This window comes from Microbacterium sp. 20-116, from assembly GCF_041079415.1.
Lineage (GTDB): Bacteria > Actinomycetota > Actinomycetes > Actinomycetales > Microbacteriaceae > Microbacterium.
This window is the reverse complement of sequence record NZ_JBFYGP010000006.1, coordinates 152,577-167,475: the sequence shown is the minus strand read 5'-3', so window position 1 is coordinate 167,475 and position 14,899 is coordinate 152,577. Positions and strand designations below refer to the sequence as shown.

Annotated in this window: 13 protein-coding genes and 1 pseudogene; 9 read left to right on the top strand and 5 right to left on the bottom strand. The window is 70.6% G+C overall.

Annotated features, from left to right (window positions below; all coding sequences use genetic code 11):
* Nucleotides 1-35: 35 nt before the first annotated feature.
* From AB6V29_RS12825 to AB6V29_RS12815, 3 genes are all read right to left on the bottom strand, one after another.
* Nucleotides 36-218, bottom strand: coding sequence for a DUF5302 domain-containing protein (locus tag AB6V29_RS12825; RefSeq protein WP_210075941.1), 183 nt, complete (start codon nt 216-218; stop codon nt 36-38).
* Between the two features lie 38 nt (nt 219-256).
* On the bottom strand, nt 257-1,183 hold the full coding sequence (locus AB6V29_RS12820; protein ID WP_267788467.1) for a DnaJ domain-containing protein: 927 nt from the start codon (nt 1,181-1,183) through the stop codon (nt 257-259).
* Between the two features lie 92 nt (nt 1,184-1,275).
* Nucleotides 1,276-2,364, bottom strand: coding sequence for an enoyl-CoA hydratase/isomerase family protein (locus AB6V29_RS12815; protein ID WP_267788468.1), 1,089 nt, complete (start codon nt 2,362-2,364; stop codon nt 1,276-1,278).
* Between the two features lie 109 nt (nt 2,365-2,473).
* Here AB6V29_RS12815 and AB6V29_RS12810 point away from each other — a divergent pair, with 109 nt between their 5' ends.
* From AB6V29_RS12810 to AB6V29_RS12800, 3 genes are all read left to right on the top strand, one after another.
* Nucleotides 2,474-3,745 carry an ABC transporter ATP-binding protein gene (locus tag AB6V29_RS12810; protein WP_369359059.1) on the top strand — a complete coding sequence of 424 codons (1,272 nt, stop codon included), beginning with the start codon at nt 2,474-2,476 and terminating at the stop codon, nt 3,743-3,745.
* On the top strand, nt 3,742-4,560 hold the full coding sequence (locus tag AB6V29_RS12805; protein WP_267788471.1) for an ABC transporter permease subunit: 819 nt from the start codon (nt 3,742-3,744) through the stop codon (nt 4,558-4,560). Before AB6V29_RS12810 ends, AB6V29_RS12805 begins: the two co-directional genes overlap by 4 nt.
* A 76-nt stretch (nt 4,561-4,636) precedes the next feature.
* Nucleotides 4,637-5,455: a TSUP family transporter gene (locus tag AB6V29_RS12800; RefSeq protein WP_210075931.1), complete on the top strand. Its 819-nt coding sequence runs from the start codon at nt 4,637-4,639 to the stop codon at nt 5,453-5,455.
* 167 nt (nt 5,456-5,622) lie between these two features.
* Here the strand turns inward: AB6V29_RS12800 and AB6V29_RS12795 are convergent, their stop codons facing one another.
* The gene (locus AB6V29_RS12795) at nt 5,623-6,012 is read right to left on the bottom strand and encodes a hypothetical protein (protein WP_267788472.1); all 390 of its coding nucleotides are present in this window, start codon (nt 6,010-6,012) and stop codon (nt 5,623-5,625) included.
* 120 nt (nt 6,013-6,132) lie between these two features.
* Between AB6V29_RS12795 and cofG the strand changes: the two genes are divergently transcribed.
* The 6 genes and pseudogenes from cofG to AB6V29_RS12765 all read left to right on the top strand — a co-directional run.
* Entirely contained in the window at nt 6,133-8,634 is a 2,502-nt protein-coding gene (cofG, locus tag AB6V29_RS12790; protein WP_369359055.1) for a 7,8-didemethyl-8-hydroxy-5-deazariboflavin synthase CofG, read from the top strand.
* A complete protein-coding gene (locus AB6V29_RS12785) occupies nt 8,631-10,100 on the top strand; it encodes an NAD(P)/FAD-dependent oxidoreductase (protein ID WP_267788476.1) in 1,470 nt (489 codons plus the stop codon). The genes cofG and AB6V29_RS12785 overlap by 4 nt, the downstream gene beginning before the upstream one ends.
* 19 nt (nt 10,101-10,119) lie before the next feature.
* Nucleotides 10,120-11,130, top strand: coding sequence for a glucose-6-phosphate dehydrogenase (coenzyme-F420) (gene fgd, locus AB6V29_RS12780; protein ID WP_307313625.1), 1,011 nt, complete (start codon nt 10,120-10,122; stop codon nt 11,128-11,130).
* Nucleotides 11,131-11,218: 88 nt separating this feature from the next.
* Complete coding sequence (cofC, locus tag AB6V29_RS12775) at nt 11,219-11,854, top strand: 2-phospho-L-lactate guanylyltransferase (RefSeq protein ID WP_369359051.1); 636 nt, start codon at nt 11,219-11,221, stop codon at nt 11,852-11,854.
* A gap of 123 nt (nt 11,855-11,977) precedes the next feature.
* The gene (locus tag AB6V29_RS12770) at nt 11,978-12,523 is read left to right on the top strand and encodes an RNA polymerase sigma factor (RefSeq protein WP_210076168.1); all 546 of its coding nucleotides are present in this window, start codon (nt 11,978-11,980) and stop codon (nt 12,521-12,523) included.
* Nucleotides 12,516-13,457 (top strand): annotated as a pseudogene (locus AB6V29_RS12765) (CU044_5270 family protein); the annotation flags it as partial. The gene AB6V29_RS12770 and the pseudogene AB6V29_RS12765, both read left to right, overlap by 8 nt.
* Before the next feature lie 191 nt (nt 13,458-13,648).
* On the opposite strand, the gene cofD reads toward AB6V29_RS12765, so the two are convergent.
* Complete coding sequence (cofD, locus tag AB6V29_RS12760) at nt 13,649-14,614, bottom strand: 2-phospho-L-lactate transferase (RefSeq protein ID WP_369359048.1); 966 nt, start codon at nt 14,612-14,614, stop codon at nt 13,649-13,651.
* Nucleotides 14,615-14,899: the final 285 nt, after the last annotated feature.

Sequence of the window (14,899 nt, the reverse complement as noted above, 5' to 3'; positions counted from 1 at the left end):
GTCCCCGACACCTCGGGTGACGATGGGCGGAGGCCTCAGCCGCTCTTGCGGCGGAACTCCCGCTTGGTGACCGCTCCGTGCGTGCCCTGCACGGCGGAGTGGCCGTCGAGGTGCGCCTGACCCGAACGGTGCTGGCCGTTCTTCTTCTCCAGCGCCTCTTTGAACTTGCGCTTCATGTCGTCGGATGCCGAGGCACCCGAGGTCTCGTCGGTACTCATGACTCCACCCTAGGCAGGTCGCGGCGACCTGTCGCTGATCAGACGTGCCGCACGCGCTGCTGCAACCTGGTGCGGATATCGAACAGTTCGGTGCCGCCGACCTCGCGACCCCCCGTGATCCCCCGACGCAACAGAGTGGTCAGGGCGCTGCGCGTGACCAGGGCCACGGGCGTTCCGCGCACCTTGCCGAGTTCGGTGATCGCATCGAGCACGGCGTCGTCGGGAAGCACCACCATCGCTCCGCTGAAGCGGACGCCGGCCGCTCGCGCGATCACACGCGCCCGCGACACGAGCTCGGTCACCGGGGAGCCGATGACGTTCGCTCCGGTGATCTCGCCGCGCCGCACGCCCACCGGGCCGCCGAAGTCCTCGCTCAGCAGAGCGTAGAGGCCGCTGGGTCCGAGCACGAGGTGGTCAAGCTTCTGCTCCGGGTCGCGCCCGTCGCGATCGGCGAACACGTCGTGCCACACCGTGTAGCCCATGCCCAGTTCCGAGACGAGGCGCGCGGTCTCTTCTTCGGCGAGCGCGTCGGCGAGGATGTGCCGGATCTCGGGCGGAGCCGAGCGCACGAGTGCGGGGTCGTAGGGGTCGGGGATCTCGACGCCGCGTCCCACCCACTCGCGGATGAGTCCGAGGTAGCGCTCGCGTCGCCACCCGCCGGGCTGGCCGTGCGAGCGTGCGCGCGGACGCGTGTCGCTCGGACGGGAGGGAGCGGATGCCGGCACCCCACCGCCCCATTCCCCGGGAGCCGTCCCGCGGCCCCGGTCGTAGGCGCTGCGCGCCTCGGGCGTTCCCACGAGTTCCCACGCGCGCTGCACCTGGACGAACAACGCGGCGTCGCCCCCGGTGTCGGGGTGCGTCTCGCGTAGACGCACGCGGTACGCGCGGCGCAGGCCCTCTTCGTCGATGTCGGCCGCGACGCGGAGCACCTCGTATGCCGAGGACGACATAGGACTGTCGAACACGTGCGTTCATCCGTTCTGCCGCGAGGACGCGGCGCCTCTCAGGCTAACCCGCTGCGGCTGAGTGCGGCCCGGACGGCGAGGTCAGGCCTCGATCACCACAGCGCGGGCTCGGGCGCGTAGGCGAAGGCCTCGGCGACGCGCTCGGGAGGAAGGTCGTCGAGTCGCGCGGGAGACCACGACGGCGACCGGTCCTTGTCGACGACCTGCGCGCGGATCCCCTCGACGAGGTCGGGCTGCGTGAGGGCGAACCACATGACCAGTCCGTACTCTTGCGCGAGGGCAGCGCGGAGCGAGGGCAGCTCGCGAGCTCGACGCACGGCCTCGAGCGTCACCGCGAGCGCGGTCGGCGCCGACGAGGCCAGCAGCTCGGCCGTCTCGCGCGCTTCGACCTCGGGACGCCGACGAAGGCGGTCCAGGATGCCGAAGACGTCGTCGGCCGCGAAGGCGTCGTCGACCCATTCGCGGGCGTCCTCGAGCCGTGAGCGCTCCGGGGTCTCATCGAACAGCAGCACCAGCTCGGTGGGGCTCGACGGATCGGCGCGGTTCTCAAGTGCTTCGTAGAGCGCCTCGAGATGCGCGGTCGGCACCATATGGTCGGCGAAGCCGGCGTACACCGCGTCGGCGGCATCCATCGTCCCGCCGGTGAGAGCGAGGTACTCGCCCAGCCGGCCGGGGGCTCGAGCCAACAACCACGATCCGCCCACGTCGGGAGTGAACCCGATACGTGTCTCGGGCATGGCGAGCTTCGAGCGCTCGGTCACGATGCGGATGGCCGCGTGACCGGCCAGGCCTATGCCGCCGCCCATGCAGACGCCGTCGGCGATCGCGACCACGGGCTTGCGCGAGATCGCGATCCGATGGTCGAGCGCGTACTCCTCGCGGAAGAAGGCGTGCACCTCGTCGACGCGGCCCGCCGTCACCATCTCGTGGAGCGCCCGCACGTCCCCGCCGGCGCAGAATCCACGATCGCCGGCACCGTCGAGCAGGATCACGTCGACGTCGGTGTCCTGCTCCCAGCGGTCGAGCGTGAGGTTCAGGGCGCGGATCATCTCGAGGTCGAGGGCGTTGATCGCCCTCGGACGGTTCAGCGTCAGATGACCGAGGCCACCGCGACCCCCGACCAGGACACTGTCGGCAGCGGTGTCGCCCGCGCTGACGTCTTCGGTTCGCTGTGCGTGCACGGTGCCACGTTACACAGCCGGTCCGCCGCGCCCTCGGCTGTGGATAACTGTGTTTTCGCCCCCGGATCGGGGAAGATAGGAAGAACGCACGCAGAACGAAAGGTGCCGTATGCCCGACGGACAGGTGCTGGAGCTCGCCGGGCTCACCAAACGCTTCGGCTCGATCTCCGCCGTCGACGATCTCTCCGCCCGCATCGAACCCGGGCAGGTCACCGGCTTCCTCGGTCCCAATGGCGCCGGCAAGACCACCTCGCTGCGCATGCTCTTGGGGCTGGTGCGTCCCACCTCGGGCACCGCGACGATCGGCGGCAAGAACTTCAGCGAGCTGTCGTCGCCGCTGCAGACCGTCGGAGCCGCCCTCGAGGCCTCGAGTTTCCACCCCGGCCGTTCCGCCGCGAACCACCTCAAGGTGTACGCCCGCGCCGCCGGGCTGCCGGCCTCCCGCATCGACGAGGTGCTCGGCCTGGTCGGTCTCGCCGACGTCGCGGGCCGACGGGTCGGCGGCTTCTCTCTCGGCATGCGCCAGCGCCTCGGGCTCGCCACGGCACTGCTCGGCGACCCGGGCGTCGTCGTCCTCGACGAACCCTCGAACGGCCTCGACCCCGAGGGCATCCGCTGGATGCGCTCCCTGCTGCGCCACCTGGCCGAAGAGGGGCGCACCGTCCTCATCTCCTCGCACCTGCTGGCCGAAGTCCAGCAGACGGTCGACGCGCTGCTGATCATCTCGCGCGGCCGTCTGGTGTTCCAGGGCGGCATCGAAGACCTCGCCGACCCCGACGAGTACGCCACCGTCGTCGACTCCCCCGACCGAGCGGCTCTGTCGCGCGTGCTCGATGAGCGAGGCATCGGGTACCAGCTGCTGCGCAACGGCTTCACGATCCGCCACCACGACCCGGTCGAGATCGGCGGCCTGGCCGCCGGCGCGGGCATCGCCCTGTCGAACCTGCAGAGCAAGGGCGCGAGCCTCGAAGACATCTTCCTGGAGCTCGTGAGCGGGGTGCGTGTGCACGAGAGCGCGGGTGCGGTCCCCGCAACCGAATCGATCCCGGATGCCGCGACCCCGGCGCCCGCGACGGGTCTCGACGCCTTCCCCGCACCGACCGGCGCACCCGCCCCCGCGGTGAGCCACGACGATCTCTCTTCCGAGGCACCGGCCCCGCACGACGACGCGCGTCCCTCCACCGCCCTCGTCGCCGTCATCGCCCCACCCCGCACGCTGCGCACCGCGGCCGAGACGCCCCTGACGTCTGAGGCCGGTCCGCGCCAGTCCTACGCCGTGGCCTCGACCGGTGTGATCGACATCGTCGCGCCCACACCTTCCGGCGACCGGCCCGAGAGCCCGTCCGAGAAGACGCCCGCCGGCCAGGAGGTGCAGCGATGAGCCTCGTCGCCGCCACGCGTTCCGAGTACACCAAGCAGTTCAGCACCGCCGGCTGGTGGGTGCTGGGCATCGTGCTCGTCGCCTACGTCGGCTTCACCGCCGCCGCCCTCGCCTTCGTCTTCGGAGGGCTCGCTTCGGGCGAGCTCACCGGAGCGAGTGGCCCCCTGATGTCGAGCGCCGGCGTTCCGCCTCTCGTCTACAGCTCGGCCACCGCGGTCGGCTACGTCTTCCCGCTGCTCATCGGCACGCTCATGGTCACCACCGAGTTCCGCCACAAGACGCTGACCCCGACTTTCCTGTCGACCCCGCGCCGCGGCGTCGTCCTCGTCGGCAAATTCGTCATCGGCATCGTGGTCGGGCTGCTCTACGGCATCCTGGGCTCGATCGCCGCCGTCGCCGCCGGCGCGGGCGTGCTGAGCGTCTTCGGTATCGACGCCGAGCTCGGCTCCTCCGACACGTGGGTGCTGATCGGGCGCATGCTGCTGGCGTTCGCCCTCTGGGCCCTGATCGGCATCGGCGTGGGCACGGTCGTGCGCAATCAGGTCGCCGCGATCGTCATCGTGCTGGCCGTGACACTGTTCATCGAACCGATCGTGCGCACCATCGGCGGGCTCGTCGAGGGCTTCGGCGATGTGGTCAAGTGGTTCCCGAGCGCCGCGAGCGACGCCCTGGTGGGGCAGACGATCTTCGGCACCATGGGCACGGGCAACAACAGCGCTCTCGACTGGTGGGTCGGTGGCCTCGTTCTGCTGGGGTACGCGGTCGTCTTCCTCGTCATCGGTTTCTTCACGACCTGGCGCCGCGACATCGACTGAGCGGGGCGCACCCGCGACGAGTGCGCTCATCGTCCCCGCATTTGGTCGGCTGCTGCGGGGTCAGTGAGAATCAACCGTGCTCGATGGACCGGTGATCGCCGAGTGGCTCCCCGTCTCGGTGGCCGCCCTCGTGCTGCTGTTGATCGCCGCGGGAGTCGCCGGCTGGGTCGATGCGGTGGTCGGCGGGGGCGGACTCATCCAGCTCCCCGCGCTCGTGATCGCCGTTCCGAAAGACGTCGCGACCCCGTTCATCCTCGGCACCAACAAGCTGTCCTCGTTCTTCGGAACGCTGTCGGCGAGCTGGGTGTACCTGCGCAAGATCAGGGTGCAGCTCGTCCTGTTGATCCCCCTCGTGGCGGGGGCGTATGCGGGTTCCACCGCCGGCGCCGCGCTCTCGCGGTTCGTCCCCCGCGAGGTGCTGACCCCGATCGTCCTCGTGGCCGTGATCGCGGTCGCGCTGTACACCCTGCTCAAGCCCCGGATGGGCCTGCACCACGAACCGCGGCACGACAAGGCGGTGGCCATCGCCTGGCGGGCGGCGGCGATCGGTCTCGCGGTGGGGTTCTACGACGGCATCCTGGGGCCGGGAACGGGCTCGTTCTTCGTCATCCTCATCGTGAGCGTCTTGGGCTACGGCTTCCTGCAGGCGAGCGTCAACGCGAAGATCGCGAACCTCACCACGAATCTGGCCGCCCTCGCGGTGTACGGCGTCCACGGCGAGATCCTGCTGGTGCTGGGGCTCGCGATGGCCGCGATGAACGTCACCGGCGGCTTCATCGGCGCTCACATGGCGACCCGGCGGGGCAGCGGTTTCGTGCGGATCGTGTTCCTCGTCACGCTGTCGATCCTCATCGTCAAGCTCGCGTGGGACACCGTGGTGCAGTTCACCTCCTAGCGCTGGCTCGCGGAAGCTGCGTCTCAGGCGTCGTGGTACCCGTTGAGTGTCCAAAACACCCGGACGCTTGAGAAATTCGTCCGGGTGTTTTGGACACTCAACGAGCGGAGGGGGGCGCGGGTGCCGGCGGGCGACAGCCCGAGCGTGGGCGCTGGCCCGCGCGGGCGTCAGCGGACGATGTCGGCGACGTTCTCGGGTTCGGATGCCACGTCGAGACGCAACGCCTTGAGCAACGCGACCCCGTGCTTCGTCGTCAGCACCAGGCGCTCGAACTCCTCATGACCGGAGAGGTCGATGACCACGCTGGGCTTGCGACCCCGGATGATGACGAAGTCGTTCCCACCGGCCGACTTCCAGGTGCCCGCGCCGACCGCGACGGGCAGGTTGATCCCGGGGTTCGGGACACCGCGGATCCAGGTCCACGCGTCGTCGGTGAGCTGCACCCGTTCGATGTGCTCACGGGGGACGACGATGTTGCTCTTGCGGAAAGACATCGCACGCTCGGTCGGCGAGAGCACGACCTCGAGCTGCGTCGAGTCGAGCAGCAGGGTCACCATGCCTTCCATCCTGCCAGCGTCCGGCAGCCCCCACCCCTCCCTCACCTCACAGGAGCGCAACGATCACCCGGTGCGCGTCGAGGCGGCCCGTACGTCGGAGGTGCGGGATAGCCTGGACGAATGAGCACGGGCAGCGCTGCGCCGCGAGTCGCACCGGCCCGAGGCGCTTCGATCGACGACCTTCTGGCGGCGATCTCGTCGGGTCACCGCCCCGACGTCGATGAGACCGAGGCGCTGTTGAGCGCCCCGCTCCCTGCGCTCTTGCGCGTCGCCTCGGCCCTGCGCGACGAGGGTCTCGACCGCGCCGGGCGCCACCGCGTCATCACGTACTCGCGCAAGGTGTTCGTCCCGCTCACCACGCTGTGCCGCGACCGGTGCCACTACTGCGTCTTCGTCGACACCCCCGGTCAGCTGAGCCTGCTGCGAAAGCCGGCGTACATGAGCCCCGAGCAGGTGCTCTCCGTCGTGCGCCAGGGTCAGGCTCTCGGCTGCAAAGAGGCGCTCCTCACCCTCGGCGACCGCCCGGAAGAGCGCTGGCCCGAAGCCCGCGCCTGGCTGGACGATCACGGTTTCGCCTCGACCATCGACTACGTCGCGCACATCGCCCGACTCATCACCGCCGAGACCGGCATGCTCGTGCACGCCAACCCCGGCGTCATGCACCCCGACGAGCTCGCCGCCCTCCGCCCGGTGTCGCCGTCGATGGGCATGATGCTCGAGACCACCTCGCGCCGGCTGTACGAGGAGCCCGGGCAGGTGCACTTCGGCTCGCCCGACAAAGACCCGGCGCTGCGCCTGAAGGTCATCGACGACGCCGGGGCCGCCGGCATCCCGTTCACCACGGGCATTCTCGTCGGGATCGGCGAGACCGTGCGCGACCGCGCCGAGTCGCTCGTCGCCCTGCGCGAGATCGACGACCGGCACGGTCACGTGCAAGAGGTCATCGTGCAGAACTTCCGTGCGAAGCCCCGCACCGCGATGCAGGGCGCGCCGGATGCCGACATGCACGACTACCTGGCCGCGGTGGCCGTCGCGCGGCTCGTGTTCGGCGCCGATATGCGCATCCAGGTCCCGCCGAACCTCTCCGACCCGCGCGAGCTGGGGCTGCTGATCGAGGCGGGCATCGACGACTGGGGCGGGGTCTCGCCCCTCACCGCCGACCACGTCAACCCCGAGCGACCGTGGCCGCAGATCGACGACCTCGCCGCCCAGACCGCGACCCGCGGCTTTTACCTGCGCGAGCGTCTCACCGCACACCCCGAGTACGTCGCGGATGCCGCTCGCTGGATCGACCCGGCGCTGCACGAGCCGGTTCTGGCGTTGGCCGATGCCACGGGGCTCGCGGCCGACGTGATCCCGCGGGGCACCGATGCCCGCGCAACGGGCGCGGACGACGTCTCGACGGAAGGAGATTCCGCAGCGGGAGGATCCCTACGCGCCGAAGCGTCCTCCCGTGGCGAATCCTCTTCCGCTCGCCGGGGCGCCCCCGACCACGACCCCGGGGTAAAGCGGCTGGCCGAGCGGGCGGCATCCCGAGCCTCCGATCTCGACGACGACGACTGGGTACGACTCCTGCGCGCGGAAGGCGCTGAGCTCGACGAGCTCACCGCGGCCGCCGATGACGCCCGCCGGTACACCGTCGGCGAACCCGTGACCCTCGTGCAGAACCGCAACCTCACCTCGAAGGGGTTCCGGCGCGCCGGCCGTACGGGCAGCGGCGAGTTCGATCTCGAGGACGCAGCGGAGATCACTGCCGACGCCGCGGCCCTGGGGGCCACCGAGATCTGCATCCAGGGCTCGCTCGTGCCCGCCGAAGATCCCGCCGCCTACCTGGACCTCGTGCGCACGGTGAAGCGCGCAGCTCCCGGCATCCACGTCCACGCCTATCGCCCTGCCGATGTCCGCGACCTGGCCGAGCGCGGGGGTCTCGGTCTCGACGGTGCCCTCGCAGCGATGCGCGAGGCCGGGGTCGACACCGTTCCGGGTACGGGCGTGAAGGTCCTCAGCGAGCGTGTGCGCGCCCTCGTCGCACCGTTCGATCTCGAGATCGACAGGTGGATCGAGGGGATCACCGCGGCTCACCGGTCGGGGTTCCGCTCGACGTCGGTGTTGTTCTACGGGCATGTCGAAACCGCCCAGGAGCGCATCGCGCATCTGCGGCGCCTGCGCGAGATCCAGGCCGAGACCGGCGGCTTCGCCGAGTTCGTACCGATTCCCCTGCCCGGCGGCGACGTGGCGCTCGTCGAGGGCCGCAGCCCGGTCGACGAGCATCGTGCGATGGTCGCCGTGTCGCGCCTCGCGCTGTCGGGGAGCATCTCGCACGTGCAGATCCCGTGGACCCGCGTCGGTCGCGAGACGGCGGCCGCGCTGCTGCGCTCCGGCGGAGACGACCTGGGCGGAACGCTCTACGACGGACGCGTCCTGCCCGATACCGGTATCGAGCACGGGCTCGAGCTGCCGGTCTCCGCAGCCGAGCGCATCGCGCGAAGCCTCATGCGTCCCTTCCGACTGCGGACGACGGACTACCGGGTGGCGGTGCCGCTGCCCGACCCGTCCGCCCCGTACATCGAAACGAGCGGGGGCACCCGCTACGCCCTCCCCGCCGACGGGCCGCGCGCGTGAGGATCCTCGACGCCGCGATCGTCGGGGCAGGGTTCGCCGGCCTCGCCATGGCCGGTGCCCTCCGCCGCGCCGGGCGCGACGACTTCGTCGTGCTCGAACGCGCCGACGACGTGGGCGGCACCTGGCGCGACAACACCTACCCGGGTGTCGCCTGCGACGTGCCGGCGCACCTGTACAGCCTCGCCGCCCACCCGAACGCGCGATGGTCTCGCACCTTCGCCCCCGGCGGAGAGATCCAGGACTACCTGCGCGGCGTCGCCGAAAGCGAAGCCCTGGGCGATCGACTGCGTCTTCGCACCCCGATGCTCGGAGCGCGGTGGGATGCCGAGGACGCAGTGTGGCGCATCGACACCGGCGCCGAGCCGCTCGTCGCCCGTGCCCTCGTCCTCGCGTGCGGTCGGCTGACCGAGCCGAACGTCCCCGCCATCGCCGGGCTCGAGTCATTCCCCGGGCCGCTGTTCCATTCGGCTCGCTGGGACCACGACGCCGACCTCACGGGGATGCGCGTCGCGGTGGTGGGGACCGGAGCGAGCGCCGTGCAGCTCGTGCCCGAACTCGCCCGCACCGCCGCCCACGTCACGCTGTTCCAACGCACGCCCGCCTGGATCATGCCCCGGGGCGGCGGAGACATCCCCGCCGCTGAGCGCGATCGGCTCGCCGAAAATCCCGGAGCCCTCGCGCGCCTACGGGCTGAGCTCTACGCCGAGGGCGAGCAGCGCTTCGCCTCGCGTTCGGGCGACGCCGCGGCATCCGCCACCGCCCGTGATGCCGCCGTCGCACACCTGCACGCGCAGGTCGCCGACCCTGCACTGCGCGCGGCGCTCACCCCCGACTACGCCTTCGGCTGCAAGCGCGTGCTGCTCTCGGACGCGTTCTACCCCGCCGTCGCCTCGGAGGCCGTGACCCTCGAGCCGACGGCCCTCTCGCGCGTCGACGGCTCCACGCTCACCGCCGCCGGGGGAGAGACCCACGAGGCCGACGTGCTCGTGCTCGCCACCGGATTCGCCGCGGCCCAGCAGCCCTACGCCGATCTCGTCCGCGGCGACGAGACGACCCTCGCCGAGCACTGGTCGGAGGGCATGACCTCGTTCGGCTCCACCGTGGTCGCGGGCTTCCCGAACCTCTTCGTCCTCAACGGCCCCAATGCCAGCCTCGGGCACAATTCCGCCGTGCTCATGGCCGAGGAGCAGGCCGCCTACGTGGTGCGCGCTCTCGCCGAGCGCGACCGCCGCCCCGACCGGGTGCTGCGTGTCCGCCCCGAGGCCGAGGCGGATTACACAGACGAGATCGCCGCCGCCGCGGCATCCACTCCCTGGATGACCGGCGGATGCCGCAACTGGTACGTCGACGAGCGTTCGGGGCGGCTGACCCTGCTATGGCCGGGCACCGTCCAGGCGTTCCGCGAGCGCCTCACCGGCGCCGACGGGTCGGAGTTCGAACCCGCGCACAGCCCCGTGCGCAGCTGACACATAAGAGGAGCCACGCATGAGCATTCCCCTCAGATTCGGTTACAAGGCCTCGAGCGAGCAGTTCGGGCCGAACGAGCTACTCGACTTCGGGGTGCTCGCCGAGAAGATGGGCTTCGACTCCGTCTTCCTCTCCGATCACCTGCAGCCGTGGATGCACGACGGCGGTCACGCCCCCAACGCCCTCCCCTGGCTCGGTGCCCTCGGTGCGCGCACCGAGCGCGTCATCATCGGAACCTCGGTGCTGACCCCGACCTTCCGCTACCACCCGGGCGTCATCGCGCAGGTGTTCGCGACCCTCGGCGTGATGTACCCCGGCCGCGTCGTGCTCGGCGTCGGGACGGGCGAGGCCCTCAACGAGGTCACGCTCGGTCTCGAGTGGCCCGAGCCGCCCGAGCGCTTCCAGCGACTCAAAGAGGCGATCGCGATCATCAACGAGCTGTGGGCCGGCGAACGCGTCACCTACGAGGGCACCTACTACTCGGTCAAGGACGCCACGATCTACGACCGCCCCGAGCAGAAGGTGCCGATCTACATCGGAGCCTCGGGCCCCGCCGCCACGCGCCTGGCCGGTCGCATCGCCGAGGGATACATCACCACGAGCGGCAAGGATCCCGAGCTCTACACCGACAAGCTCCTCCCCGCCCTCGACGACGGCCTCGCCAAGGCGGGCCGCACGCGCGACGACGTCGACACCCTCATGGAGGTGAAGGTGTCGTACCACCCCGATCACGACACCGCGATGGAGAAGACGCGCTTCTGGGCGCCGCTCGCCCTCACCGCCGAAGAGAAGATGAGCGTCCACGACCCCATCGAGATGCAGCGGCTCGCGAACGAACTGCCGATCGAGCGGGCGGCGTCGCGCTTCATCGTCTCGACCGACCCCGACGAGCACGTCGAGCGCATCGCGCAGTACGTCGACCTCGGCTTCCGCCACCTCGTGTTCCACGACCCCGGCCACGACCAGGAGGAGTTCCTGCGCATGTACGGCGAGGAGATCCTCCCTCGCCTGCGCAAGCGGTTCAGCTGAGGCGGGCGGCGGGGCGGGCCGTGCATCTTTTGCGGCACCCCGCTACCCCCGCGCGGAAATGTCGGGGGTTCGGCACACAATGGAGGCAATGAGCACCCCCGACACCTCCGGCTGGACGATCGTCGTCCCGGTGAAACCCGCCGCGGTCGGCAAGACGCGTCTCACCGACGTCGGTACCGACCGCGAGGCCCTCGCGCGCGCCATCGCGCTCGACACCATCACCGCCGCAGCCGCCGCCGACCTGGTGTCACGCGTCATCGTCGTCACCGACGACGAGGGCGTCCGCGCCGAGTTCCGCCGCTCGCGCACCGTCGAAGTCGTGCCCGAGGGCGACACCCGCGGTCTCAACGCAGCCATTGCTCTGGGGGCAGCCGTCGCGGGTGTCGGTTCGCCCCGCGCCGCCCTGCTCGGCGACGTCCCCGCCCTGCGGCCCGCCGATCTCGACGCCGCGCTCGAGCGCGCGGCATCCGTCGAACGAGGTCTGGTCACGGATGCCGAGGGCACGGGCTCCACGCTCATCACTGCACGCGCCGGGGCGGTGTGGGTCTCGGCCTTCGGTCCCGACTCCGCCGCACGCCACCGCCTGCTCGGCTGCACCGACCTGAGCGTCGCGCGCGACTCGACGCTGCACCGCGACGTCGACACCGCCGCGCAGCTCTCCGAGGCCGTGGCGCTGGGCGTGGGGCCGCGGACGGCGGCGGTCTTGGCGGGGGCAGCGGCCTGAGCGGGCTGGGTGTCCGAGCGTTCGACCGCATTCCCGAAATCCGACGAGCGAATCGAGAACCTTTTCCGCGAATCGGACAATACCCAGTGTGAGCACCCACGACGGCGACATCATCGTGCGGCCCTGACACACGGGGCCGTCTTCGCCGATCTCTATGACCGGCACCAGCGCGTGGTGCACCGTTACGTCGGCAGACGCCTCGGCGTAGCCTTCGCCGAAGACGTGACGTCCGAGACGTTCCTCGTCGCCTTCGCGCGTCGGGCCTCGTTCACCGGTGGCCTCGACGCGCGCCCGTGGCTCCTCGGTATCGCCACCGTCCTGATGCAGAAGCACTCGCGCCTCGAGGCCCGGGCCTGGCGAGGAATGCTCGCGGCCGACATCGCACGAGTGCACGTCGACGACATCGAGACCGCCGAGGAGCGGATGGATGCCGATGGACTCGCCCCGCACCTCGGCACCGCGCTCGCCGACCTGTCACGCGGCGACCGTGACGTGCTGCTGCTCCATACGTTCGGAGACCTCGATTATGCGGGGATCGCCGAAGCCCTCGACATTCCCCTGGGAACGGTCCGCTCACGTCTGAGCCGCGCGCGGCGAAAGGTCCGCGCTGCGATCACCCCGCACATCACCCCGGCTCCGAGCCGAGAAAGAGAGCACCACCGTGGATGAGATCTCGCTGCTGAACCGCGTCCGGGCCGACGTTCCCGAGCGGAATCCTGACGACGTGATCCGCGGCCGCGCCGCGCTGTTACGCGCAATCGACGCGCCCGCCGCTCCCCCCGCTCGCCGTCATCCACGCCAGCGGTGGATCTGGGTCGGTTCGGCTGTGGCGGCAACCTGCGCCCTCACCGGGGTGCTCGTGTTCGGCGGCGCCCTCGGCGCCCCGGTCGGTGCGGACCCCGCCGCAGCGGCGGTATTGGGCTCAGCCGCCGCGGCGGCACGCAGCGTGACGGACCCCGTCGTCGGTCCGGGACAGTACCTCGAGGTGCGCACCGACGCTCTGTACGCCGCCATGGGCACCACCGAGGCGGATGCCGAGGAGGCCCGCCGCGAGAACGACGGCAACCTCCGGGACGGCGACCTGACGACATTTCTCGAACGCGATCTGCGAGCCCTCTGGGTGCCAGCCGACCGATCAGCTGACTGGATCGAGGTTCGGTGCGCGCGTGAGCCCGTGCAGACGTTCGGCCCCCGCTCGGAGACGTTCGCCGCTGAGGCAGGGGGCCTCGAACACGACGCACGTCAAGCGTTCCCGGGAGGAAAGACCGAGAGCGGCTACTCCGTCGTCACCCTCGATGCCGACACCGCCGCCGCGCTCCCTCGCGACCCACGGCAACTGCTCCAGAAGATCTATCAGGACAACGGGGCTGCCGGACCGTCGCGCGATGGAGAGGCCCTGGTGTGGATCGCCGATCGCCTCCGCTCCGGAACCGTTTCGGCCGAACTGCGCTCGGTCTTCTACGACACCGCAGCACTCATCCCCGGCGTCACGATCACCGAGCAGCAGGCCACGCTGAACGGCCGGACCGGCACCGCGATTGGCCGCGACGAGACCGAGGGCGGCTTCCGCCAGGACATCATCATCGATCCCGAGACCGGGGCGTTCATCGGCGAACGGCAGGTTCTCCTGCATCCGGTCGCCGACTTGCCAGCGGGGACGGCCACCGGCTCCAGCGCCGTGACCACGACGGTCGTGGACGCGGCGCCCGAGGGTACGAGCCTGTGCGGGGGGGTGAGGGGATTGGGGCCCGCAGACCTGCTGCTTCCGCCCACGCTCAGTGTGACCGTCGCGTTTCAGACCCCCAGTGCCGCCTCGGTGATCGCGGCCGAGGTCGCCTCGTCTCGCATCCACAACGGGGCGACCACCGCGCGGATACCGGCGGCCTCGACGTCCGCGGCCGCAGCCGCATCCTCCTCCGCGAGCAGCCACGCATCGAGCACGCCGCCCGCCGACCGCGCGCCGTAGTGCCGGGCGACTGCCGCGGCGGAGGTCTCGACCCCGATCGCCGTCAGGCACACGTCGGCCATGCCGCGCACGACCCGCCCGCCGATGATCGGCGAGACGCCGACGACTTTCGCGGACGTCTCCCGGACGGCATCCTGAATCCCGGGAACCGCCAGGATCGGCCCGATCGACACGACGGGATTCGACGGCGCGATGAGGACGACATCGGCCCCCGCGATCGCCTCGGCGATGCCCGGGGCGGGCACGGCATCCGCGATCCCGGGGTTCTCGAAGGCGCGGGGCGTGAGTTTGGCGCGATGGCGCGTCCACCACTCCTGGAAGTGCATTCGCCCGCCGTCCTCGAGCAGCACGTGGGTGTCGACCTCGCTGTCGGTCATGGGGAGCATCCGGATGCCGAGCGGCCACCGTTCCGCCATGCGCGCGAGCACCTGGGTCGGGGTGTGTCCGTCACGAAGCCACCCGGTGCGGGCCAGGTGGGTGCCGAGGTCGAGGTCGCCGAGCGTGAACCACGGCCAGCCCGCGCCCCACGCCTGGAGTTCTTCGTTGACGCGTTCGGTGTCGCCCGCGCGACCCCAGCCGCGCTCGGTGTCGTTCACCCCGGCGAGGGCGTAGGTGATCGAGTCGACGTCGGGCTGCAACCGCACGCCCGAGAGCCACAGGTCGTCGCCCGTGTTGACGATGACGGTGGCCTCGGGAGCGTTCAGCCGGCGAAGGGCGGCGCGGACGCCGAGGGTGAACTTCGACCCCCCGACTCCACCGGCGAGCACGACGACACGGGGCTGGGAGAGAAGCATTGGTTCAGTCTTCCACCCGATCTGCGGTGCTCGCCGCCGGTGTCACCGTCGATCGCCCTGGAGTTACGATCACTCGAGTGAGGAGCCATGAATGAGCGAGGATCTCGGATGTCAGACCTGCCTGATGCACTCGGGAAAGCCGTATCAACCGCGATTTGTCCTCGCCACGTCTCCGTCCGACCTGTTGTATCGGTGTGACTTCTGCCGGACGTGGTGGATCGGAACGCAGCGCTACCAGAACCCCGTGTCACCGGATGCCGCTCGAGCGGCATTCCCCGAAGCGCG